The following is a 26,536-nucleotide window of genomic DNA, read 5'->3' on the forward strand; positions in this document are numbered from 1 at the left end:
CAGGGGACGACGATGGCAACCACCAGTGAGGACACCGGCCTTGACCTCATCCGCAGGATCCGGTCCCTGCCGGGGAGGCGGCAGCGCGCCCTGATCGCGCTGCTGCGCAAGCAGGGCGTCGACCTCTCCGCGCTCGAGACCGTTCCCCGGCGGCCCCGGACCGCCGGCACACCCGTGCCGCTGTCCTTCGCCCAGCAGCGGCTCTGGTTCCTCGCCCAACTGGACGGCACCAGCGCCGCCTACAACATCCCGATGGCGATGCGGCTGAGCGGCCGCCTCGACCGGCCCGCGCTGCTGCGCGCGCTTGAGGCGGTCGTCCAGCGGCACGAGGTGCTGCGCACCCGGTTCACCGACCGCGACGGCGTACCGCACCAGGTCATCGGCGACGGCGGCGACTTCACGGTCGCCGAGGAGGAGCTGACCGACCCGGCCGGGCTCGCCGGGATCTGCCGCGAGGAAGCCGCCACCCCGTTCGACCTGGAACGCGGGCCGCTGATCCGGGTACGGCTGCTGCGCCGGTCGGAGACGGAGCACCACCTGCTCGTCACCACCCACCACAGCGTGTCCGACGGCTGGTCGGTCGGCGTCTTCTTCCGCGACCTCGTCGCCCTGTACGAGGCGTTCGCCGCGGGCCGCCCCGACCCGCTGGAGCCGCTGCCCGTGCAGTACGCGGATTACGCGCACTGGCAGCGCGAGCGGCTCGCCGGCGACCTGCACGACCGTCAGACGGACTACTGGAAGCGGCAGCTGACAGGGATCGACCCGCGGCTGACGCTGCCGACCGACCGGGAACGCCCGCGCGTGAAGACCTACGCGGGAGCCCGTGAGAGCTTCACCTGCCCGGCCGACCTGCTGGGATCCCTGCGCGAGGTGGCCAAGTTCCACGAGGCCACGCTCTACATGACCCTGCTCGCGGCCTACATGGCCGTCCTCGGCCGCTACACCCGCCAGACGGACATCGCCGTCGGCACGGTCGTCGCCAACCGCGGCCGGCGCGAACTCGAGGACCTGGTCGGCTTCTTCGCCAACACCCTGGTCATGCGCGCCGACCTTGCGGGCGACCCGGACTTCGGCGACCTGCTGGCCCGGGTGAAGAAGACCGCGCTGGAGGCGTACGACCACCAGGACGTGCCCTTCGAGGTGGTGGTCGACGCCCTCGGCGCCGAGCGCAGCCTCGCCCACTCGCCCGTCTTCCAGACGCTGTTCGTCCTCCAGGAGGCGCAGACCCGCCGGGACGTCACCCTCGGCGACCTGGCGGTCTCCCCGGTCGACATCGATCTCAGCTTCACCAAGTTCGACCTGACCGTCGACGTACGGGAGACCCCCGACGGATTGGTCGGCACCATCGAGTACAACACCGACCTGTACGACCGCGAAACCGTCCGGCGCTTCATCGGCCACTACACACGGCTGCTCGCCGCCGTCGCCGACGACCCGGCGCTGCCCGTGTCCCGGCTCCCCATGGTCGGCGACGAGGAGCGCCGCCGGGTGGTGGAGGGGTTCAACGACACCGAGCGGCCCTTCACCGACGACCGCTGCCTGCACGAGCTGTTCGAGGACCGAGTGGCCCGGCATCCCGAGCACACCGCCCTGGTCACCGCCGACCGCTCCTGGACGTACGCCGAGCTCAACGCCTGGGCCAACCGCATCGCCCACGGCCTGCGCCGGCACGGCGTCGGACCGGACACGCTGGTCGGTCTGCACGCCGAGCGCTCCGCCGAAATGGTCGCCGGCATCCTGGGCGCCCTGAAGGCCGGCGGCGCCTACATGCCGATCGAGCCCTCCTACCCCGCGGCCCGCCGCAGCGACCTCGTCGAGCGCACCGGCGCCGACGTGATCCTCACCCAGCCGCACCTGGACACCGAGCCGCTGCGCGGCGCCGCCCACCTGCTCGCCCTGCACCCCGACGGCACCCTGCGCGACCAGGACGGCAAGGACGTCTCCGGGGATCGGGACGACAACCTTCCCGCCGCCGGACTCGGCGTGGGCGCGGGCAATCTGGCGTACGTCATCCACACCTCCGGCTCCACCGGCAGGCCCAAGGGCGTGATGATCGAGCACCGGGCCGCCGTCAACCGCATCGAGTGGATGCAGAACGAGTACCGGCTCACCGGCGACGACGTCGTCCTGCAGAAGACCCCCTACAGCTTCGACGTGTCCGTCTGGGAGTTCTTCTGGCCGCTGCTCTTCGGCGCCCGCCTCGCCGTCGCCGCGCCCGGCGGCCACCGCGACCCCGCCTACCTGATCCGCGCCGTCCAGGACTTCGGCGTGACCACCCTGCACTTCGTGCCGTCCCTGCTGCGCAGCATCGTGGAGGAACCCGGCTGGGCGCGGTGCACGACCGTGCGGCAGGTCTTCTGCAGCGGTGAGGCCCTGCCCCCGGACCTGTGCGCCCGCCACCACGAGCGTCACCCGGCGCCGCTGCACAACCTCTACGGCCCGACCGAGGCCGCCGTCGACGTCAGTCACTGGACCGTCCCCGCCGGACCGGCGCCCCGCGTCGTGCCCATCGGCCGGCCCATCCAGAACATCCAGCTGCACGTGCTCGACGAGGCCCTCGCACCGCAGGGCGTCGGCTGTGTCGGCGAGCTGTACATAGCGGGCGTGGGACTGGCCCGCGGCTATCTGCACCAGCCCGAGCTGACCCGCGAGCGGTTCGTGCCGAACCCGTTCGCCGACGACCCGGACGCCCGCATGTACCGCACCGGCGACCTGGTGCGCCGACTGCACGACGGAGCCCTGGAGTTCCTCGGACGCGCCGACGACCAGGTCAAACTGCGCGGCTTCCGCATCGAGCCCGGCGAGATCGAGCACCGGCTCACCGAGCACCCCGCCGTCCGCTCCGCCGCGGTCCTGGTCCGTGAGGACCAGCCGGGCAGCCCGCGTCTGGTCGCCTACCTCGTCCTCGAACCCGGACAGGCCCTCGACGGCCACCGCACCGAACTGGTCCGGCACCTCGAGGGCACCCTGCCCGAGTACATGGTCCCGAGTGCCTTCGTCGCGCTCGACGCCCTGCCCGTGACCGCGCACGGCAAGCTCGACCGACGCGCCCTGCCCGCCCCCGGCATCGAGGCGTTCACCCGGCGCGCCCACGTCGCCCCCGCGACCGGCACCGAGCGCACACTGGCCGGGATCTTCGCCGGACTGCTCGGCTTCGACACCGACCGGATCAGCGCCGACGACAACTTCTTCGCCCTCGGCGGCCACTCACTGATGATCACGGTGGTGGTGGCCCGGCTGAAGGACAGCGGCCTGCACGTCACCGTCCAGGACGTCTTCACCGCACCCACGCTGGCCGAGCTCGCCGCGCGCATCGACCGGACCGGCGCCGCGCCCGCGCACACCGTCCCGGCCAACCCGATCCCGGTCGGCTGCGAGCGCCTCACGCCCGACCTGCTTCCGCTGATCGACCTCACGCAGGAGCAGATCGACACCGTCGTGGCCGCCGTGCCCGGCGGCGCGGCCGGCGTGCAGGACGTGTACCCGCTGCTGTCCACGCAGGAGGGCATCCTCTTCCACCATCTGATGGACCCGGACCACGACCCGTACCTCGTCGCCACCCTCTACCGGGCCGAGGACGAGCAGGCGTGCGCCCGGTTCACCGACGCGCTCCAGCGCATCGTCGACCGCCACGACGTGATGCGTACCGCCGTCCTCACCGCCGGCCTGCCCGAACCGGTCCAGGTGGTGCACCGCACCGCGACACTGCCCGTGCGGCGGATCCGGCTCGCCGCAGACCGCGACGCCGAGGAACAGGCGAGGGAGCTGCTGGCGCGTCCCGAGCGGATGAGCCTGGAGCACGCGCCGCTGCTGCGCCTGCTCGTCGCCGAGGACCCGCACTCCGAGCGCCGCTACCTGCTCCTGACCGCCCATCACCTCATCGAGGACGCCACTTCGCTGCGGCTGACGCTTCAGGAGCTGGCCCTGCACATGGCCGACCGCGCCGACCTGCTGCCGTCACCGGCGCCGTACCGCGAGTTCGTCGCCCACGCCCTGCACCAGCAGACCGCCGGCGACGCGGAGGACTACTTCCGCCGGGTCCTCGGCGACGTCACCGAACCGACCTTCCCGTTCGGCCTGTCCGACACGCACGGCGACACCGGCGGGGTCACCCGGCTGCGCCGCTCGCTGCCCGACGACCTGACCCGCGAGCTGCGCGCCCACGCCAAGCGGCTGCGGCTCAGCCCGGCGTGTCTCTTCCATGCCGCGTGGGCCCGCGTCGTCGCCGCGTGCAGCGGCCGCGAGGACGTCGTCTTCGGCACCGTGATGTCCGGGCGCCTCCAGGGCGTCGAAGGCGTCGAGCGGATGCTCGGCAACTTCATCAACACGCTGCCGCTCAGGGTCCGGCTCGCCGGACGCACCGTGCGCGAGCTGATCGACGACGTCGACACCGGCCTCAGGGAGCTGGTCGCCCGCGAGCACACCCCGCTCGGCCTGGCCCAGCGCTGCGCCGGCACCGACGGCGACGCACCGCTGTTCAGCGCGGTCGGCAACTTCCGGCACTTCGAGCCCGGGCACGGCGAGGCCGCCGCCGTCCGCATCGAGGACCGGGGCGTGCGGTTCCTCGCCGCCGCCGACGGCATCAACTACCCGCTGTCGGTCTCCCTCGACGACTTCGGCAGCGAATTCTCCCTCGACCTCCAGACCGACGACTCGGTCTCGGCGGACTCCGTCGCCGACTACGTCGAGGCCGCCCTCCGGGGCGTCACCGCCGCCCTCGCCGACGGCGACGGCACCGGCACCCGGGCCCTCGACATCGACGTCCTGCCCGCCGCCGAACGCCGGCGCCTGCTGGCCGAGTGGAACGACACGGACACCCCGATGCCGTCCCCGACGCTCACCGCCGCCTTCGCAGCCCAGGTCGCCCGCACCCCCGACCTGACCGCGCTGGTCCTCGAGGACGCCGAACTGTCGTACGCGGAGCTCGACGCCCGCGCCAACCGGCTCGCGCACTGGCTGGCCGGGCGGGGCGCCGGACCCGAGCAGCTGGTCGCCGTCAGCATGCAGCGCTCCTTCGACCTGTTCGTCGCGATCTACGGCATCCTCAAGTCCGGCGCCGCCTACCTGCCCCTGGACCCGGACCTGCCGCTCGAACGCCGCGAGCAGATACTCAACGACGGACGCCCGCTGCTGCTGCTGGAGGAGCTGCCGGACACCGCGGGCCTGCCCGACACCGACCCGGACGTGCCCGTGCACGCCGACAACCCGGCGTACGTGCTCTACACCTCCGGCACGACCGGCCGCCCCAAGGGCGTGATGATCACCCACCGGGCGAGCATGAACTGGCTGCACTGGGACCAGCGCGCCTACCGCATGCGCGAGGACGACCGGATGGTGTTCAAGACCTCGATCGGCTTCGACGTCTCCGTCAAGGAGCTGTTCTGGCCGCTCCAGGTCGGCGGCACCGTCGTCATCGCCCGGCCCGGCGGGCAGAAGGACCCCGAGTACCTGGCTCACCTCATCCGCGACCGGCGCGTCACCGACATCGACTTCGTGCCGTCGATGCTCGCCGAGTTCCTCTCCGAGCCGGCCGCCGCCGACTGCACCGGCCTGGTCCGTCTGGAGGCCACCGGTGAACCGCTGCCCGTCGAGCTGGCCGAGCGCGTGGCGCGTGCCCTGCCCGGCACGGATCTGTACAACCTGTGCGGGCCCACCGAGGTCGGCGGCGCCCTCGGCCTGGAGACGCCGTACACCGTCGAGCCGGGCGCCGTCCGGGTGCCGATCGGCGCGCCGGTGTGCAACACCCAGGCCTACGTCCTCGACTCGGCGCTGCGGCTGCTGCCGCAGGGGGTGCCCGGCGAGCTCTACATCGCCGGTGACCAGCTGGCCCGCGGCTTCCTCGGCCGTCCCGGGCTGACCGCCGAGCGGTTCGTCGCCAACCCCTTCACGCCGGGCACCCGCATGTACCGCACCGGCGACCTGGTCAAGTGGCGGTCCGACGGGCTGATCGAGCACCTGGGCCGGGTCGACGACCAGGTCAAGATCCGCGGCTTCCGGGTGGAGCCGGGCGAGATCGAGAACCATCTGCACACCCACCCCGCGGTGCACCGCGCCGTGGTCCTGCCGCACGGCTCGGGCGCCGCCCGCGTGCTGGTCGCCTACCTCAGCCCGTCCCGGGAGTGGCGCGAGGAGGCGGGTCCGGAGGCGTCGCCCGCCCGGGAACTGAAGGAGTACCTGGCGGCCCGGCTGCCCGACTACATGGTGCCCACCGCGTTCGTCGTCCTGGACGAGCTGCCGGTCAACCGCAACGGCAAGGTCGACCGGGGGGCCCTGCCCGCCCCGAGCGAGCACGACCTGGCCCGCGACGCTTACGTGGCGCCGCGCACGGCCACCGAGCGGACCCTGTGCCGCATCGTCGGCGAGGTCCTCGGCGTCAGCCAAGTGGGCTTGCACGACAGCTTCTTCGACCTCGGTGGCCACTCCCTCCTCGCCACCCGTCTCTCCCTGCGCATCAAGAAGGAGACGGGCGCCGACCTCCCGCTGCAGACCATCTTCACCGCGTCGGGCATGGCCGGCATAGCGGCGGCGCTGGACGCGCTGCTGGAGGGGCCCGAGAGCCCCGACGCGGCTCCGGGGTCGCCGAGCACGGCGGAGGAACGGCGTGCGGTCGCCGACGGCCACGACGAGACGGGGAGCGCCGAGACAGAGGGGCTCGGGACGGTGGGCGCCGGCGCCGAGGCACCCGGGACGCCGGCACCGGCCGCGCCGGCCGGCACCGCCGCCTCGGACACCGGCACCGCCTCGGCCACCGTCACCCCCCCGGAGACCGGCGACGCCCCCCTCTCCCTCCAGCAGCGCGACCTGTGGTTCCTGAACCGGCCCGCGCACCTGTCCGCCGCCCACGACAACGTCCAGCTGGCCTTCCGGCTGGACGGGCCCCTCGACCGGGACGCGTTCGTGCGCAGCGTGCACGCGCTGGTGGAACGGCACGCGATCCTGCGGACCAGCTATCACCGCGGCGCCGACGGCACGGTCACCCAGCGCGTGAACGACGGTCACGGTTTCACCGTGACCGTGGCCCCCGGTCCCCGCGACGAGACCGGGCTCACCGAGTGGCTGCGCGCCGAACGGGCCCGGCCCTTCGCGCCGGAGGACCCGTACCCGCTCCGCTCGCACCTGCTCACCATGTCCGAGGACCGGCACGTCGCCGTCCTCACCCGGCCCTGGGGCGTCTTCGACGGATGGTCGGTCAACATCGTCCTGACCGAGCAGCTCGCCCTCTACCGGGCGATCGCCACGGGACAGGACGCGACCCTGCCCGATCTGTCCCTCGACTACGCCGACTTCGCGCGCCGCCAGCGAACCGCCGTGGACCCGGCGGATCTCGACCGGCAGCGCGACCACTGGCGGCGGGCGCTGGCCGGCCTGCCCGCCCGCCCCGCGCTGCGCACCGACTACGAGCGGTGCCCGGTGAAGACGTACCAGGGTTCCTCGGTGGACCTGACGGTCTCCCGGCAGGTGGCCGGCAGGCTGAGGCGGCTCGGCCAGGACGCCGGTGCCACCCCGTACATGACGCTGCTGGCCGCCTTCGCCGTGCTGCTCGGCGGCCGCACCGACGACGGCGAACTGGTCATCGGCTCCCCGGTCGCCAACCGGCCCTGGGCCGAACTGCAGGACGTCGTCGGCTACTTCGTCAACATGCTGCCGATGCGCCTGGACGTGACCGGGCGGCGGACCTTCCTCGAGCTGCTGGCCGAGGCCAAGCAGGTGACCACCGAGGCCCACGGGCACAAGGACCTGCCCTTCACCGACCTCGTGCGCACCCTGGAACCCGAGCCGGACCCGGGCGGCTCCCCGCTGTTCCGGACGGCGTTCAACCTGCTGCCGACCTGGGACACGGCGGCCGGCTCCGGCGCCGCGGACGAGCTGACGGTCACCCAGGTGCGCACCGACGCCGGACCCGCCCGGTACGACCTCAGCCTCGTCGTCCAGGAGACCGGTGACGCCCTCGGCGGCTACCTGGAGTACAGCACCGACCTGTTCGCCCGGGACACCGCCGAGCACCTGGCCCGTACCTACGAACGGCTGCTCGCCGAGATCGCCGGGGAGCCCGGAGCCTCCCTCGCCGACCTGCGGGCCCGCGCCGAGGCGAGGGCGTCCGGGACGACCGCGAAGAGCGCGCCGCGCACCGGCGGCCGCCGTCCCGCGCGACGCAGGACGGCCCGGTGAGAAGCCCCGGACCGGGCTGACCCCGGTCATCCGCCGCCGCAGCACCAAGGGCCGAAGGCCCGTACCGAACCAGAGCCACCACCTGCCCGTCCCGGACCGGGACGAGCACACGAAAAGGGGAGAAGGGCCAGTGAGCAGCCACGAGGTCCAGGCAGCCGAGACGGATGTCGCGATCATCGGCATGGCCGGGCGTTTCCCCGGCGCGGACGACCTGGACTCCTTCTGGCGCCTGCTGCGTGAGGGCCGCGAGGGCATCACCCGGTTCAGCCGCGAGGAACTGGCGGCGGCCGGGGTGCCCGCCCGGCTGCTGGACGACCCGGAGTACGTCCCCGCCCACGGAATCATCCCGGACGTCGACCTGTTCGACACCGGGTACTTCGAGTTCACCCCGGCCGAGGCCGCGATGACCGACCCGCAGCACCGCATCCTGCTGACGGCCGGCCACGCGGCCCTGGAGGACGCCGGTTACGACCCCGCCCGCTACGACGGACTGATCAGCGTCTACGCCGGCGCGGCCATCAACACCTACCTCCAGCAGCAGGTCCTGCCGCACGTCGACCAGACCACCACCTCCGAGCACTTCGCGGTCATGGTCGGCAACGACAAGGACTTCCTGGCCACCCGGCTGTCGTACAAGCTCGACCTCAAGGGCCCCAGCTACGCGGTCCAGACCGCCTGCTCCACCTCGCTCGTCGCCCTCCACCTGGCCTGCCAGGGCCTGGTCAACGGCGAGTGCGACATGGCGCTGGCCGGTGGTGTCACCGTCAAACTGCCGCAGGTCAAGGGCTACTTGTACGAGGAAGGCGCGATCCTGTCCAAGGACGGGCACGTGCGCACCTTCGACGCGGACGCCAGCGGCACCGTTCTCGGAAACGGCGTCGGCGTCCTGGTGCTCAAGCTCCTGCGGGACGCCATCGCGGACCGGGACACCATCCACGCCGTCATCAAGGGCACGGCCACGAACAACGACGGCTCCGGCAAGGTCAGCTTCGCCGCGCCCGGCGCCGCCGGACAGACCGCAGTCATCCGCGAGGCGCACACCGTCTCCGGCGTCGACCCCCGCTCCATCGGTTACGTCGAGGCACACGGCACCGCCACCCGCCTCGGCGACCCGGTCGAGGTCTCGGCGCTCACCCGGGCGTTCAGGGAGTCCACCGCCGACACCGGGTTCTGCGCCATCGGCTCGGTGAAGTCCAACGTGGGCCACCTGGACGCGGCGGCCGGGGTCGCGGGCGTGATCAAGACGGTGCTGATGATGAAGCACCGGACGCTGGTGCCGACCGTCAACCACACCACCCCCAACCCGGCGATCGACTTCGCGGCCGGCCCCTTCAAGGTGAGCACCGACGCCGCCCCCTGGGAGGGGGAGGGCCCGCTGCGCGCGGGCGTCAGCTCCTTCGGCATCGGCGGCACCAACGCGCACGCGGTCCTCCAGGAGGCGCCGCCCGCCCCCGTCACCGGCGACGCACACCGTGAGCGGCAACCGCTGGTGGTGTCCGCCCGTACCCCGACCGCGCTGGCCACGGCCGCCCGGAACCTGGCCGCCCACCTGGAGGGCGACGACTCCGCCTCGCTCGCCGACATCGCCTACACGCTCGCCGTGGGCCGCCGCGCCCACGAGTACCGGCTCGCCGTCACCGGCTCCGACCGCGCCGCCCTCGCCCGGGCGCTGCGGCAGACCCCGGTGCCCGAGCGACCCGGGACCGGCGAGGTCTCCTTCGTCTTCTCCGAGGACGTCCCGGACGCGGCGGGCCTGGCGGAGCGGTGGTCCGCGGCCGAGCCCGCGTTCGCCGAGCACCACCAGGCCGCCCTCGCCGCGGGCGCCGACCGGCTCGGCGAGCGGGGTCGGGCGTTCGCCGTGCAGTACGCGCTCGGTCGGCTGTGGCTCCACTGGGGCATCACCCCGGTGGCGGTGCACGGCGACGGGCTCGCGGCCCGGGCCGCCGCCTGCGTGAGCGGGGCACTGCCGCTCCAGGACGCGCTGACCGGCAGCGGCCCGGTACCGCCCGCCGCCCGAGGGCGGATTTCCGTGCGCGGCGCCCACGACGAGGTCCGCGGTGTCGCCCTCGGCGTGTCCGACGGCCCCTGGGACGGCGTGGCCCGCGCCTGGCAGGCCGGCGCCACCGTCGACTGGGCTGCCTGCTTCGAGGGTGAGGAGCGCGGCCGCGTACCGCTGCCGACCTACCCCTTCGAGGGCCGCCGCTGCTGGCTGACCGGCCCGGACACCGGCGCACCCGACGACCGGGCCACCGGCCCGGGACCGCACCCCATGCTGGACGAGAACGTCTCCACCCTGGACACCCTCGCCTACCGCAGCTTCCGCACCGGAACCGAGTTCTACCTCGCCGACCACCGTGTCGGCGACGAGCCCGTCCTGCCCGCCGCCGGACAGCTGGAACTGGTCCGCGCGGCCGGCGAACTCTCCCTCGGGGGACCGGTCCGGCTGCGCGGAGTCTCCTTCGAGCAACTGCTCTCCTACGCCACCGGGCCGCGCACCGCGCTGGTCCAGCTGTGGCGCGAGCAGGACACGGTCGGGTTCGAACTGACCGACGGCGACCGGGTGGTGGCGGCCGGCGAGATCCACCCCGGGGCGGACGAGCGCCCCGCACCGGCCGACGTGGCCGCCGTCGCCGCCCGCTGCGCCGAGGTGGTCGACCGCACCGACTGCTACGACGTCCTGCGCGCCCGCGGCCTGGACTACGGGCCCCGGATGCGGGCCCTCACCGAGGTCCGGCTCGGGGACGGAGAGGCCCTCGGCACCCTCGAATTGCCCGACGGCGCCTCGCTGGACGGCGTCCTGCTCAACCCCGCTCTCCTGGACGGCGCCCTGCACGCTCTTGTCGTGCTGCTGGCCCGCGCCTACGGCGAGCGGGCCGACGGCTTCCTGCCCCTGGCCCTGGGCGAACTCGCCGTGCACGCCCCCGTCGTCGGTCCCTGCCACGTTCACGTCACGGCCGGCCGGCTGGGGGAGCGGACCGCGCACGCCGACCTCACCGTCGTCGACACCCACGGCCAGGTACTGGCCCGCCTGCACGACCTCGCCGTGCGCGTCCTCGGCGAGCGCCACGAGTCGGCCCTGCTCGTCCGCCGCTGGGCCGCCGTGCCCGCGGAGCCCACCGGCGCGCCCCCCGGTGACACGGCCGTCGTTCTCAGCGCCGATCCCGGACGCGGCACACGGCTCGCCGGCCACCTCACCGCCCTGGGCGTCGGCACGGTCACCCGCGACCTCGACCCGGCCACCGCGCCCGACGTCGTCCTCGTCGACGAACCGTCCCCCGAGAAGGCGCTGCACGTCGTCCGCACGCTCCTCGCCGCCCGCCCCACCGCACCCGTGCGCGTCCTGCTGCTGCACCGTCACGACACCGACGGCCCGCGCCCCGAACGCGCCGCGCTCGGCGCCTTCGCCCGGACCGTCCGCGCGGAGAACCCCCTGCTCGAAGTGCAGGCCGTCGGCCTCGCCGAGGACGTGGCCGAGGCCGACGCGCTCGCCGGCGAACTGGCCGGCGACGGCCGCGACCCGGAGGTCGCGCACACCGCGGGGGGCCGGCGGATCCCGCGGGCCGAGCCGGCCCCGGCCGCCGAGCCGGTCGCGATCCGTGACGGCGGCGTGTACGTCGTGACGGGCGGCGCCGGCGGACTGGGCCGTGCCATCGCCGGTCTGCTGCTCTCCCGGGCCGACGCCCGTGTGGTCCTGCTCGGCCGCGGCGAACGGCCCGCCGACCTGGACGAGCGCCTGGTCTACCACAGCGTCGACGTGTCAGACCCGGACGCCCTGGCCGCCCGACTCGTCTCCGTGCGCGAGGAGTTCGGCCCGCTCACCGGTGTCGTCCACGCCGCCGGCGTGCTGCGCGACGGCTTCGCCCTGACCAAGTCCGCGGAGGACCTCGCCGCCGTCCTCGCCCCCAAGGCCGCAGGGCTGCGCGCCCTGGACGCGGCCACCGCCGACGACCCGCTGGACTTCTTCGTCGCCTTCTCCTCCATCGCCGCCCACATCGGCAACCCCGGCCAGAGCGACTACGCGTACGCCAACGCCTACCTGGAGGCCTACGCCGAACGGCACGGCCGGATCACCGCGATCGCCTGGCCGATGTGGGCCGACGGCGGAATGCGCCAGAGCAGCGAGGCCGCCGCGGACATCGCCGCCCGCACCGGCTTCGGCGTCCTGCCCACCCGGACCGGCCTCGCCCTGTTCGGGCAGGCCCTCGGCATCCCCGGCGCGCTCGTCGCCGCCCACGGAGACCTGCGCACCATCACCGCCGCGCTCACCGCGCCCGTCGCCCGGGCGCCCAGGACCGCCCCGCCCACCGTTCCCGCCGAGGGCGGCGGCCCGCGCGACGAGGCCCTGCGGCTGCTGCGCGAGCTGATCGCCGCCGAGACCGGCCTGGATCCGGCCGAACTGGCCGAGGACGCCCCGTTCGACCGGCTCGGCATCGACTCGCTGGTGATCACCAAGCTCAACCGCGAACTGGACCGGCACTTCGACGCCCTGTCCAAGACCCTGTTCTTCGAGTACGCCACCCTGGGGGAGCTCGCCGGCTACTTCGCCGAGCAGCACGCGGCCCAGCTGACCGGCGGCGCACCGGCGACCGTACCGGCCACGCCCGCGAACGAAGGCACCGCCCCGCGCCCGCCGCGCACCCCGCGCCGCACCGCTCGAACCGTCGTCGAACCCGCCGAGCACGCACCCGCCGAGGAAGGCGCCGACGCCATCGCCGTCATCGGCCTGGCCGGCCGCTACCCGGCCGCCGACGACATCGACGAACTCTGGACCGTCCTGGCCGAGGGCCACGACGCCATCACCGAGATCCCCTCGGACCGCTGGGACAGCCGCCGCTGGTACGACCCGGATCCGGCGGCAGCCGGTCTCGCCCACACCCGGTGGGGCGGATTCCTGCGCGACGTCGACCGCTTCGACCCGCTCTTCTTCGCCATCTCCCCGCGCCAGGCCGAGCTGATGGACCCCCAGGAGCGCCTGTTCCTGCAGAACGCCTGGCACGTCCTGGAGGACGCCGGCTACCGCCGCTCCGACGTCGCCGGCCGGCCCGTCGGCGTGTACGTCGGCGTGATGTACGGCGAGTACCAGTTCCACGGCGCTCTGGACGCCCTGCGCGGCGGACGGCCGCTCACCGGCTCGTCCTTCGCCACCATCGCCAACCGGGTCAGTCACGCCCTGGACCTGTCCGGTCCGAGCATGGCGCTGGACACCATGTGCTCCTCCTCGCTCACCGCGATCCACCTGGCCTGCGACAGCCTGCGCCGGGGCGAGAGCGAACTGGCCATCGCCGGAGGCGTCAACGTCTCCGTCCACCCCTACAAGTACGCCTTCCTCAGCCAGGGCCGCTTCCTGTCCTCCGACGGCCGCTGCCGGGCCTTCGGCGCGGGCGGCGACGGCTATGTGCCCGGCGAGGGCGTCGGCGCCGTCCTGCTCAAGCCCTACCGCAAGGCGCTGGCCGACGGGGACCGCATCCACGGCCTGATCCTGGGCAGCGCCGTCAACCACGGCGCCCGGACCAACGGATACAGCGTGCCCAGCCCGCGCGCCCAGCAGCGCGCGATCACCACCGCGCTGGAACGGGCCGGCGTCACTCCGCGGGACATCGGCTACGTAGAGGCGCACGGCACCGGCACCGCCCTGGGCGACCCGATCGAGCTGACCGGCCTCACCCACGCCTACCGCTCCGCCGACGCCGCGCCCGGCACCTGGCCGATCGGCTCGGTCAAGTCCAACATCGGGCACCTGGAGTCCGCGGCCGGCATCGCCGGACTCACCAAGGCGCTGCTCCAGTTCCGGCACCGCACGCTGGTGCCGTCGCTGCACTCGGCCGAGCCGAACCCCAACATCGACTTCGAGCGCTCCCCGTTCCGCGTCCAGCGCGAGCTGTCCGCCTGGCCCGACGGGGACCGGCCGCGCCGGGCCGGCCTCAGCTCCTTCGGCGCGGGCGGCGCCAACGCACACCTCGTCCTCGAGGAGTCCCCCCGCCCCGACCCGGTCACCGACGTACCGGCGGCCGAGCAGCGCACCGCCGAACCCGTGCTGTTCCTGCTCTCCGCCCGCGACGAGGAACGGCTGCGCGCCTACGCCGAGTCGGCCGCCCGCTTCGTCCGGACCGAGCACGTGCCGCTCGCCGACCTGTGCTTCACCACCCAGGTGGGTCGCGAGCCCCTCGACGCCCGGCTCGCGGTGGCGGTCACCGACGGCGGCGAACTCGTCGCCGCACTGAGCCGGTTCGCCGAGGGCGGTCCCGCCCCCGACCTCACCGACGCGGGCCCGCTGGCCGAGCCGGCCCGGAGCTGGCTCGGCGGCGCCGACGTGGACTGGGCGGCCTGGCACGCCGGCCGGCCGGGGCCCGCCCCGCGCCGGGTGCGCGCCCCGCGGTACCCGTTCGCCCCGGAGCGCTACTGGATCCCGCTCGACGCCGACCTGGGCACGGCCGCTCCGCACCCGCTGGTCGACGCCAACGAGTCCACCGTCGCCGAGGTCCGCTTCCGCAAGACGCTGCTTGCCCACGACCCGCTGCTGCGCGACCACGTGATCGAGGGCCGGCCGCTGCTCGCGGGTGCGGCGACGCTGGAGTTCGTCCGCGCCGCCGCCGCGCTCGCCGAGCCCGGCACCCGGCACGCCCTGCGCGAGGTGGTGTGGGGCCGGGCCGTCGAACTCGCCGACGGCGAACTGGAGTTGTACGTCGCCTTCCGTCCGGACGGCACCGGGCTGGCCTTCGAGGTGTACAGCGAAACCGGTGCCGCCCGCACCACCCACGCCCGCGGCAGCGCCGTCCCGGCCCCCGCCGCCCCCGAGTCCGCCGAGGACCTCGCCACGCTGCGCGCCCGGCTGTCCGTCGTACGCGACGGGCCCACCGCCTACACCGAGTACGCGGCCGCCGGGTTCGCGTACGGTCCCTCCTTCCAGGTCGTCGACGAGATCCGGGTCGGCCCCGGCGAGGCCCTTCTGCGGCTGACCCGGCCCGGTACCGCCCCGGGCACCGAGCTGCCCTGGGCGCTCCTCGACGGCGCTCTGCGGGCCTGCCACTGGACCGGCCGGTCCAGCGCGCCGCGCCCCGGCGAACTCGCCGTCCCCTTCAGCCTCGGCGCGCTGGACCCCTTCGCCCCGCTGCCCGAGGTGTGCCACGCACACGCCCGGACGGCCGGCGAGTCGGCGGGCGTGCGCCGCTTCGACCTGACCGTGTACGACGACCAGGGCCGCGTGCTCGCCTCCGTACGGGACTTCGCGGGCCGCCTGCCCGGCACACAGGCGCCCCCGGCGGGCCCCGCGGTCGGCGTCCGAGCCGCGCTGGCCGGCAGCGCGTCCGGCCTGCCCGCCGCGTCCGGCACACCCGGTGCGCTCTCCGCTCCCGGCGGGGTCTCCGGGACCGCCGCGCAGGCCGGGACCGCCGCGCCCGCCGCCCAGGCCGTTCCCGCCGCCGGCGAACCCCGCCTCTACGAGCCGTACTGGCGTCCCGCCGCCGACCCGGAACCGGCGGACGCCGCCGGGACCCTCGCCCTGCTCGGCCGCCACCCGGAACTGGAGTCCGCGCTGACCGCGACCGGCGTGTGGCGGCGCGTCGTCGCCGTGGGCGAGGACACCGGCCGGCTCGCCTCCCTCGCCGCCGAGGACGGGCTGGACCTCGCGGTCGTCCTCGGCGGCACGGACGGCGGCTCGCCCGCCGACCTGCTCGACCGCGCCTGCGCCCCCGTCCTTGACGTGCTCGACGCGGCCCGCACCGGCGGACTGCCCGGCCGGGTGCGGTGCCTGGTGCTGCACACGCAGGACGCCGGCGAGGACCGGCCCGAGTGGGCCGCCCTGGCCGGGTTCGCCCGCTCCACGGCTCCGGTCGCGCCGCGTCTGGAACTGCTCACCCTCGGCGTCGACACCGCGGCCCCGGCCGCCGAGGTCGCCCGGGCCGTGGCGGTCGAACTGCGCGCCGCACCCCGCGCCGCGGGCCTGGAGGTCCGCCGCACGGCCTCCGGCGAGCGGCAGGTACGGGCGCTGCGCCCGCTCACCGCCACGACGGCCCCGGCCGACGCGCCCCTGCGGGACGGCGGTGTGTACGTGGTGACAGGCGGCGCCGGTGCCATCGGCCGTGTGCTCACCGAGCACCTGGCCCGTGCCCACGCGGCCAAACTGGTGCTGATCGGCCGCTCCGAGCCCGACGAGCGGACCCGCGCCTGGCACCGCACGCTCACCGGGCTCGGCGCCGAGGTGCTCGCGCTGCGCGCCGACGTGGCCCGGGCCGACGAACTCGTCGCCGCGCTGGCTGCCGCCCGCGACCGGTTCGGCGCCCCGCACGGCGTGTTCCACCTCGCGGGGGTCGCCGACGAAGGCCGCGCCGACGGCGACCGGGGCCGCTTCGCCCGGCTGCTCGGCGCCAAGACGCACGGCCTGGTCCACCTGGACCGGCTGACCCGTGAGGACCCGCTCGACCTCTTCGTGGTCTTCTCCTCCGTCTCCTCCCTCATCGGTGACTTCGGAGCGGCCGGCTACGCCACCGCCAACCGGTTCGCCGACCTCTACACGGTGCTCCGCGACCGCCGGGTGCGGCGGGGCGAGGGGCACGGGCGCAGTCTGTCCCTCGCCTGGCCGCTCTGGGCCGTCGGCGGAGTCGACGGGCTGGTCCGCGAGGAGGAACTGGCCGCGTACACCCGCCGCAGCGGGATGCGGGCACTGACCGCCGAAGCGGGCCTCGACCTGCTGGCCCGGTCCTTCGCCCCCGGCACTCCGTGGCTCGTGCCCGCCTGGGGCGACCCGGCGGCCGTCGACGCCGCCCTGACGGGTACGCCCGCCCCGCCCCGGTCCGCCGCGCCGGCGCCCGCCGCCGCGCGCGCCGACCGGCTGCGGGAGCGGCTGGTGGAGCACCTGCGCGCGGTCCTCGCGGGTGTGCTCAAGTTGCCCGTGGGCCGCTTGGACAGCCGTGTCCCGCTGGACGACTACGGACTGGACTCGGTGCTGGTCATGGAGTCCAACTCGCTGCTGGGCAAGGACTTCCCGGGCCTGCGCGGCACCGTGTTCTTCGAGTTCCGGACGGTCGACGAGCTGGCCGACCACATCCTGGCCGAGCAGGCCGAAGCCGTCACCCGCCTGTTCCCCGAGGAGACCGGGCCGTCGCGGCAGGCGACACAGCCGTCGCCACGGGACACCGCCCCCGCGCCCGCCTCATCTCCCGCTCCCGCGCCGGACCCGCACACCCCGTCCGCCCGCCGGGACGCCGACGAGCCGATCGCCATCATCGGCATCAGCGGCCGCTATCCCCAGGCGGACACCCTCGAGGAGTTCTGGCGCAACCTCGCCGAGGGCCGCGACTGTGTCACCGAGATCCCCGAGGACCGCTGGGACGCCGACGCCCTGTTCGACGCGGACCCGGCCGCACCGGGCCGCAGCTACGGCCGCTGGGGCGGCTTCCTGTCGGACGTGGCCTCGTTCGACTCGCTGTTCTTCCAGATCGCGCCCAAGCAGGCCCGCACGATGGACCCGCAGGAGCGGCTCTTCCTCGAGACGGCCTGGTCGGCGCTGGAGGACGCCGGCTACCCGCCGTCCCGGATCCCGGCGCCCCGCCACGGCGGCCAGGGGCACGACGTCGGCGTGTTCGTCGGCGTCATGTGGGACGACTACGCGATCCTCGCCGCCGCCGAGTCGGCCCGCGGCAACCACCAGGTCGTGCTGGCCAACCGATCCGCCATCGCCAACCAGGTCTCCTACTTCGGCGACTTCCGCGGCCCGAGCGTGGTCGTCGACACGGCCTGCTCCGCGTCCCTCGTCGCCGTGCACCAGGCCTGCGAGAGCATCCGCCGCGGCGAGTGTTCGTACGCCATCGCCGGCGGCGTCAACGTCGCCGTGCACCCCGACAAGTACGTGCACCTGAGCCACAAGACCATGCTGTCCACCGACGGCCGCTGCCGGGCCTTCGGCGCGGGCGGCACCGGATACGTGCCCGGCGAGGGCGTCGGCGCCGTGGTGCTCAAGCGGCTGTCGGACGCGGTCCGCGACCGCGACACCGTGCACGCCGTGATCCGCGCCGGCGCCGTCAACCACGGAGGCCGGACCAGCGGTTACACCGTGCCCAACCCGCAGGCCCAGCAGGCGCTGGTGGAACAGGCGCTGGCCGCCGCGGGCATCGACGCGCGCACCATCGGCTGCGTCGAGGCGCACGGCACCGGCACCGCCCTGGGCGACCCGATCGAGCACACCGCGCTGGCCCAGGCCTTCGCCCGGCACACCGGCGACACGGGGTTCTGCGCGCTCGGCTCGGTGAAGTCCGCGATCGGCCACCTCGAGGGCGCCGCCGGGATCGCCGGACTCACCAAGGCCGTCCTGCAACTGCGCCACGGCACCCTGCTCCCCACCCTGCACGCCGAGGAGCTCAACCCGGTCATCGACTTCGAGAACTCGCCGTTCACCGTGCAGCGGGAGACGGCGCCGTGGCCGCGCGCGTACGACGGCGACGGCCGTCCGCTGCCGCGCCGCGCCGCCGTCAGCTCGTTCGGGGCGGGCGGCACCAACGCGCACGTGGTCGTGGAGGAGTACCTGACGCCCGAACCCGCCCCGGCCGGGCCCGAGCAGCCGGAGCTGATCGTGCTGTCCGCCCGCGACGAGGACCGGCTGCGCGTCCGGGCGGCCGACCTGAGCCGTGCCCTGGCCGGCCCGGACGCCCCGCGCCTGGCCGACGTCGCCCACACGCTGCGTGTGGGCCGCGAACCCCTCCCCGCACGGCTGGCGTTCGTCGCCGCCGACCTCGCGGAAGCGGCGGGCAGGCTCGCCGCCGTCGGCCGCGGCGAGGGCGGCCAGTGGCTGCACCGGGGGCGGGTGGAGCAGCACCCGCCGCTGGCCGGCCTGCTGACCGACGGCGCCGGCGGCGAGGACTTCCTCGCCGCCCAAATCGCGGCCGGCGCCGACGACCTCCTCGGCCGGCTGTGGGTCTCGGGCGTCGCCGTCGACTGGGACCTGCTGCACCGCCTGCGCCCCGCCGAGCGCCGCCGGGTGCCGCTGCCGACGTACCCCTTCGAGCGGGTACGGCACTGGCTCGACACCACGCCCGCCGCCGCACCCGCGCAGGGCTCGCGCCGGTGGGAGCGCCGGCTCGCCGCCGACGAACCGGTGCTGCGCGACCACGTGGTCGACGGGCGGCCCCTCCTGCCCGGAGTCGGCCACCTGGACCTGGTCGCCGAAGCCGGCGGGGGCCTGGCCGGGCGGGCCTGCCTGGACGTCCGCTGGATCGTCCCGCTGGCCCTGAGCGGCCCCGAGGAGACGGTGGCGGTGGCCTTCGACGGCGACCGTTACGAGATCCGCGGGGGCGACGACGCCGTGCGCTCCTGCGGCCGCCTCGCCGCCGCCGCGCCCGCGCCCGCCCCCCTCGACGTCACCGCGCTGCGCGCCCGCCTGGACGAGGGCCCGGGCGAAGCCTCCTTCTACCGGGCGCTGGCCGGTCAGGGACTGCCGTACGGGCCGTACTTCCGCCGCGTCCGGCAGGTGTGGACCGGCCGGGACGAGGTGCTCGGCCGGATCGGCGAGGCCACCGGCGACGACCCGGCGCACGCCCTGCACCCGGGCGTCCTGGACGCCGCCCTGCACACCGTCGCCGCTCTGCTGGTCCGCCGCCGGGGTGAACACGCCCCGCCGATGCTGCCGTTCGCGGCCGACCGCGTCGAGGTGTTCGGCGCCGTCCCCACGACCGGCTGGTCCTATGTCCGGGAGACCGGAACGGACCGCTGCGAGGTGCTGCTCTGCGACGACACCGGCGCGGTGCGGGTCCGGTTCGAAGGCCTCACCTACCGCGAGGCCAAGCCGGCCGCGGTGGTGGTGCACCGGCCGGTGTGGACCGCCCGGCCCGCCGAGGAGCGCGCCGCGGCCGCCCGAAGCGTGCTGCTGGTGGGGGAGCGGCTGGACGCCGAGCCCGCCGCGGGCATCGCCCGCGCCCATCACGGCGCCGACGTACGACGGCTCCCGGTCGGCCCCGGCGGCCTCGCGGACGCCGAACTCGACCGCGTTCTGGCCGGATCCGAGGCGCCGGACCTGGTCTACTTCCTCGCCACCGCTCCCGGTGGGGAGCCCGCCGGCCGCGCCGAGCTGCGCGCCCTGACCGACCGCGGCCCGGTCGCCCTGTACCGCCTGGTGCGGGCGCTGGCGCGGCACGGCCTGCTGGAGCGCGAGACCCGTCTGAAGGTGGTCACCACGGACGTCCACCCGCTCGAGGCGGGCGACGACTCCGCCCCGTGGGCCGCCGGGACCTTCGGCCTGGCCGCCGTCGCGGCCAAGGAGTTCCCGGCGCTGCGCGTGGCGCTCGTCGACACGCGCGCGGCCGAGGCCGCCCGGGCGGCCGACGCGATCGTGGCCGAGCCGTTCCCGGCCCGGCCGGTGCCGGTGTCGCTGCGGGCGGGCGTCCGCCGGGTGCGCACCCTGGAGCGGGTCGAACTGCCCGCCGCCGCACCCCGGTTCCGCCCGGGCGGCGTCTACCTGGTCGTCGGCGGGTTCGGCGCCGTCGGCCGGGACACCTGCCGGCACCTCGCCCGCGTGTACGGGGCGAAACTGGTCGTGGTCGGCCGCTCCCCGCTCGACGAGGCCCGGCGGCGGACCGTCACGGAGCTGGAGAAGGCGGGCGCCGAGGTCCGTTACCTCGCCCTGGACGCCACCGACCCGGACGCGCTGGCGCGGGCCGTCGAGCTCGCCGTACAGGAGTTCGGCGCCCTGCACGGGGTGATCAACGCCGCGATGGTGCTGGTCGACCAGGTGCTCAAGGAACTGCCGGAGGACGGGCTGCGGGCCGCCCTGGAGGCCAAGACCGACGCCACCTGGAGCCTGCTGCACGCGGTGCGGGAGATGCCGCTGGACTTCGCGCTGCTCTACTCGTCCGGCGTGGCCTTCGAGGGCAACCACGGCCAGGCCGGCTACGCCGCCGGCTGCACCTTCGCCGACGCCTGCGCCCTGCACGCCGCCCGCACCCTGCCCTTCCCGGTGCGGGTCCTCAACCTCGGCTACTGGCACGCGGGCGGCGATCCGGAACGGGAGCGGGTGCTGCGCCGTTTCGGCGCTGCGGGCATCCGGCCGCTGAGCGCCGAGCAGGGCATGATTGTCGTCGAGCGGACCCTCGCCGCCGGGCTGCCCCAGGTGTTCGCCCTGGACGCCGACCGGCCCATCCTGGACAACCTCGGCATCGACCCCGACCACACCTTGAGCGTGCTGCCGGGCGACGCGCCGGACCCGCTGCCCGAGGTCCGCTTCCCGGGCGTGCCCGGCGCCGACGGTGAACTGGCCGCCCACCAGCGGGCGGTCGCCGAGGCGGAGGAGCTGGCGCTGCGCCTGCTGGCGTCGGTGCTCGACCGGGCGGGCCTGTTCGACGCGGGCGAGGCCTCCCGGGAGGAGCTCGCCGCCCACCTGGGCGTGGTGCCCGAGCACGCCGCGCTGTTCCAGGCGCAGCTGGACATGCTGGCCGAGGCGGACTGGCTGACCGCCACGGACGACGGCCGCCTGCGCCCGACGGACCGCGTGACCGCGCCCGAGGGGCAGCTCCTCGACGAGTTTGAAGAGTTGACGGGGCGTCACCCGTCCCTCGCGCCGGTCGCCACCCTCCTCGGTGACTGCCTGACCGCGCTGCCCGACGTGCTCGCCGGCCGCCGTCCCGCCATGGAGGTCCTCTTCCCCGACGGCACCGCCGAGCGGGTGGCAGCCGTCTACCGGGGCGACCCGGTCACCGACCGCTGCAACGCGGAGGTGGCGCGGCTCGTGCTCGAGCAGGTCGGGGCCCGCCGGGCCGCCGACCCCGCCGCACCGGTGCGGATCCTGGAGATCGGCGCCGGCACGGGCGGCACCACCGCGGCCGTGCTCGCCGCCCTCGCCCCCTACGGCGACAGCGTCGAGTACGTGTTCACCGACGTCTCCCCGGCCTTCGTCCGCAAGGCCAGGAACCGCTTCGGCGCGCAGTACCCCTTCACCCGCTTCGAGGCGCTGGACATCGAGGCCGACCCGGCCGGGCAGGGACTGACCTCCGGCGCCCACGACGTGGTGCTCGCCACCAACGTCCTGCACGCCACCCGACGGTTGTCCGACACGCTGGGCCGGGCCAAGCGGCTGTTGCGGCGGGGCGGCGCGCTGCTGCTGGTGGAGGGCACCCGGGCGCGGCACCAGCTGGCGCTCGTCTTCGGCCTGACGGCCGGCTGGTGGCTGTTCTCGGACCCCGAGCAGCGCATGCCCCGCTCGCCCCTGGCGAGCGAGCGCCAGTGGCGGGACGCGCTGGCCGCGTGCGGCTTCACGGACATCAGCGCGGCCGCCCCGACGACGGAGGCCGGACCGGCCTTCCAGAGCGTCATCGCCGCCGTCAGCGACGGCGTGGTGCCCGGCGACGGACCGGCTCCGACGGCCGGGCGCGAGCCGCGGCGGAACCCGGCTCCGGCCCTTGCGCCGGCTCCCGCCGGGGCCCCGGCCGCCCCCCTCTCCCCGGCGTCCCAGGTCTCCCCGGACGAGGCCCTGCGCCAGGTGACGGACGTGTTCGCCCGCGTCCTGGAGATGACCCCCGACCGGCTCGACCCCGACCTCACCTTCGAGAACTACGGCGTGGACTCGCTGGTCGTCCTGGAGCTGACCCGAGCCCTGGAAGCGGTCTACGGGCCCCAGCCGGCGACCCTGCTGTTCGAACGGATCACCATCCGTCAGCTGGCCGGGTACCTCGCCGCCCGGGCGCACAGCCCGGGAAGCCCCGAAACCCGGGAAGCCCCCGACCCCACCACCCCCGCAGCGCCCGCACCAGCCCCCGCCGGCGACGCCGAGCGCCTTGTCGCGGGCCTGTCCGACGCGGCCGTGGACGAGCTGCTGGCCGAACTGCTCTCCCAGCGCGGGGAGTCCGAAGGAGGCGTCCGATGACCGCCGAGCCGTTCAGCTGTGTCGTGATCGGCGAGGAGACCCTCCTCGTGGAGTGCACCAGGCTGCTCGTGGCCCGCGGACACACGGTGGCCGCCGTGGTGTCCCCCTCGGCCGAGCTGCTCGACTGGGCCGAGGGGGAGGGGCTGCCCGCCGTACCGTTCGGCGCGGACCTCGCCGAGCGACTGGCCCCGCTGCGCTTCGACTACCTGTTCAGCATCGCCAACCTCCGGATGCTCCCAGAGGAGGTGCTCGCCCTGCCCACCCGGCTGCCCGTCAACTTCCACGACGGTCCGCTGCCCAGGCACGCGGGCCTGTTCGCCACGAGCTGGGCCATCCTCGACGGCGACAAGCAGCACGGCGTCACCTGGCACGTGATGAACCTGGAGGCCGACACCGGCGACGTGCTCAAGCAGCGCACCGTGCCCGTCGACCCGGCGGCCACGGTCCACGACCTCGACGTCGCCTGCTTCGAGGCGGGCGTGGAGTCCTTCGCCGAACTCGTGGACGAACTGGCCGCCGGCACGGCCACCCGCACACCGCAGGACCTGGGCCTGCGCACCTACCACGGCCGGTACGACGGCCTGCCCCGGGGCGGTGTGTTCGACTGGCGCCAGCCCGCCGCCGAACTGGACGCCCTGGTGCGGGCCACCGCTTTCGGGCGCCGCCGCAACGACCTCGGCACGGCGCTGCTCGCGCGCGGCGACGGCCTGCTGGCCGTCCGCGCCGTGGAGGTCACCGACCGGCTCTCCACCGCCGAGCCCGGCACCGTCGTCGACGCCGGCCCCGACGCCCTCACCGTGGCCACCGGCGACCGGGACGTCCGCCTCACCGACCTCGCCGCCCTGTCCGGGGAACGGCTCGACCCCGTCGCCCTGGCCCCGGAACTCGGCGGCCGCTTCCCGCACCTGTCCGACGAGGCCGTCGCCGACCTCGCGGAGGCCGCCCGCACCGCCCACCGCCAGGAGCGCCGCTGGCTGCGCGACCTGCGGTCGCTGCGCCCGGTGCTCCCGCCGAGGTTCGGCCCGCTGCACCCGGTGGCCCGCCCGGCGGGCCCGGTCCCGCTGCCCGAGGCCCTGCGCGAGCCAAGCACCGAACCCGAGCGGCCGGCCCTCGCCGCCGCCCTGGCCTTCCTCGCCCGGCTCACCCGGGGCGACGAGCGGCACGTCGCCGTGTCCGTCCGGCGGTCGGTCTCCCCGGCCGCCTCCCGCATCCTGGCGCCCGAAGTGCCCCTGCACGCCCCGGACGGGCTGCTCGACCTGACCCTGTCCGGCCTCACCGAGCTGCTCGGCGCCGCACTCGACGGGCTCCGGGACCGCACCCCGTACGGGCGTGACGTGCCGCTGCGCCACCCGGAGCTGACCGGCGCCGCCCGCGGCGGGCTGCCCGTCGCCGTGGTTCTGCCCGGGGCGGCCGAACCGGCCGAGCGGCCGCTGACCGTCCGCATCGACGCCGACGGAGCCGTCGGATTCCACGCGGGCGCCGGCCTGACCGCGGACCACGAGCGCTGGCTCGCCGGGCACTTCGCGGTCTTCCTCGGCGCACTCGCCGCCGACCCCCGGGCACCGCTCGGCACCGCCGACCTGCTCGCGCCCGAGGAGCGGGAACTGCTGCTCGGCCGGTGGAACGACACCGACGAGGAGTATCCGCGCGGGGAGACCGTGACCCGGCTGGTCACCGACATGGCCTGCGCCGCACCGGACGCCACCGCCGTGCGCTTCCAGGACCGCGCCCTCGGCTACGGCGAACTCGACGAGGCCGCCGACCGGATGGCCCGGCACCTGGCCGGCCTCGGCGCCGGCCCCGGGACGCTCGTCGGCGTCTATCTGGAGCGCTCGCCCGAACTGCTGATCAGCCTGCTCGCCGTGCTGCGCACCGGCGCCGCCTACGTGCCGATCGACCCGATCTACCCGCCCGCCCGGATCGGGCACATGCTCCAGGACTCCGGCGCCCGGCTGGTCGTGACCGACGAGACGCTGGGCGGCACCCTGACCCCGTTCCCGGTGACCCCGGTACCGGTTTCCGCCGCGCTCACCACCGGGCCGCCGGCGGCCCCCCTCGACCGCTCCGACCCGGACGCCCCCGCCTACGTGATCTACACCTCCGGCTCCACCGGTCTGCCCAAGGGCGTTCAGGTGGGCCACCGGGCGCTGGTCAACTTCCTGTGGACGATGGCCCGCCGGCCCGGCTTCGGCTCCCGGGACTCGCTGCTCGCGCTGACCACCGTGTGCTTCGACATCGCGGGCCTGGAGCTGTACCTGCCGCTGGTGCGCGGCGGCACCGTGGAGATCCTTCCCGCGGCCGAGGCCGCCGACGGCGTCGCCCTGCGCGAGCGCGTGGAGCACTCCGCGCCCACCGTCCTCCAGGCCACCCCGACCACCTGGCGGATGCTGCTCGCCGCCGGCTGGGACGGCGACCCGGGGCTGCGGGCCCTGTGCGGCGGCGAACCGCTGCCCCCCGAGCTGGCCGAGCGACTCGCGCCCCGCGTCGGTGCGCTGTACAACATGTACGGCCCCACCGAGACCACCATCTGGTCCACCGTGGACCGGGTGCTACCCGGCGAGGCGGCCACCATCGGCCGGCCCATCGGCAACACCCGCTGCCACGTCCTCGACGAGCGCGGCGTCCCGGTCCCGCCCGGCATCCCCGGCGAGCTGTACCTGTCAGGCGACGGAGCCGCCGACGGCTACCTCAACCGGCCCGAGCTGACCGCCGAACGCTTCGTCACCGTCCCCGGCGGCGGCACCGGCCGCGCCTACCGCACCGGCGACCTGGTGCGCCACCTGCCCGACGGCCGCCTGGAGTACCTGGAGCGGATCGACGGCCAGATCAAGCTCAACGGCTACCGCATCGAACTCGGCGAGGTGGAGTCCGCCCTGCGCCGGCTGCCCGGCGTCACCGAAGCCGTCGCCGTCGTCCGCGAGGACCGGCCCGGCGAACGCCGCCTGGCCGGCTACCTGGTCGGCCCGGCCGGTCCGCCCGACGTCGCCGGGATGCGCGCCGCCCTGGGCGAGCGGCTGCCCGCCTACATGGTCCCCTCCGCCCTCGTCGTACTGCCCCGGCTGCCGCTCACCCCGAACGGCAAGGTCGACCGCGCGGCCCTGCCCAAGCCGGACGTCGTCCGCGTCGCCGGCGGCGCGGCGGCCGTCCGCACCGATCTGGAGCGGCGCATCGCAGAGGTCTGGTGCGAGGCGCTCGGCGTGGAGTGGGTCGGCGCCGAGGACAACTTCTTCGACGTCGGCGGTGATTCGCTGCGTCTGACGTCCGTGGTGGCGACCCTGCGGGAGCGGCTGGGCCTGAAGGTCACCCGCCTCGACATGTTCGGCCGTCCGACCGTACGGGCCATGGCCGCCCATGTCGCCGAGGCCGGCCGCCCCGCCGAGCATGCCGCGTCACGGCCCCGGCGCTCCCGGGACACCTCGGCGCTCGCCCGCCGCCGCGACCGCAGGGGGCGGCGCTCATGACCGGCCGGCACGACGCCGCCACACCCACCGCACAGCCCGATCCGTCCGTCTCTCCAGGGGGTTC

General features: G+C 75.2%; 3 protein-coding genes. All 3 read left to right on the forward strand.

Annotated elements, in window-relative coordinates; genetic code table 11:
• Positions 1–12 precede the first annotated feature (12 nt).
• The 3 genes from ACFYU0_RS31070 (at position 13) to ACFYU0_RS31080 (ending at position 26,472) form a co-directional block, all read left to right on the forward strand.
• Entirely contained in the window at positions 13–8,169 is an 8,157-nt protein-coding gene (locus tag ACFYU0_RS31070; RefSeq protein WP_389305431.1) for an amino acid adenylation domain-containing protein, read from the forward strand.
• 130 nt (positions 8,170–8,299) lie between these two features.
• Complete coding sequence (locus tag ACFYU0_RS31075) at positions 8,300–23,011, forward strand: SDR family NAD(P)-dependent oxidoreductase (protein ID WP_389305434.1); 14,712 nt, start codon at positions 8,300–8,302, stop codon at positions 23,009–23,011.
• Entirely contained in the window at positions 23,008–26,472 is a 3,465-nt protein-coding gene (locus tag ACFYU0_RS31080) for an amino acid adenylation domain-containing protein (RefSeq protein ID WP_389305436.1), read from the forward strand. The genes ACFYU0_RS31075 and ACFYU0_RS31080 overlap by 4 nt, the downstream gene beginning before the upstream one ends.
• The last annotated feature ends 64 nt before the right edge of the window (positions 26,473–26,536 follow it).

The organism is Streptomyces sp. NPDC003720 (assembly GCF_042875075.1).
Lineage (GTDB): Bacteria > Actinomycetota > Actinomycetes > Streptomycetales > Streptomycetaceae > Streptomyces.

Bases quoted from the DNA above. Each gene is read 5' to 3' on its own strand.
- ACFYU0_RS31070 (WP_389305431.1), top strand. From the start codon at position 13: ATGGCAACCACCAGTGAGGACACCGGCCTTGACCTCATCCGCAGGATC.
- ACFYU0_RS31080 (WP_389305436.1), top strand. From the start codon at position 23,008: ATGACCGCCGAGCCGTTCAGCTGTGTCGTGATCGGCGAGGAGACCCTC.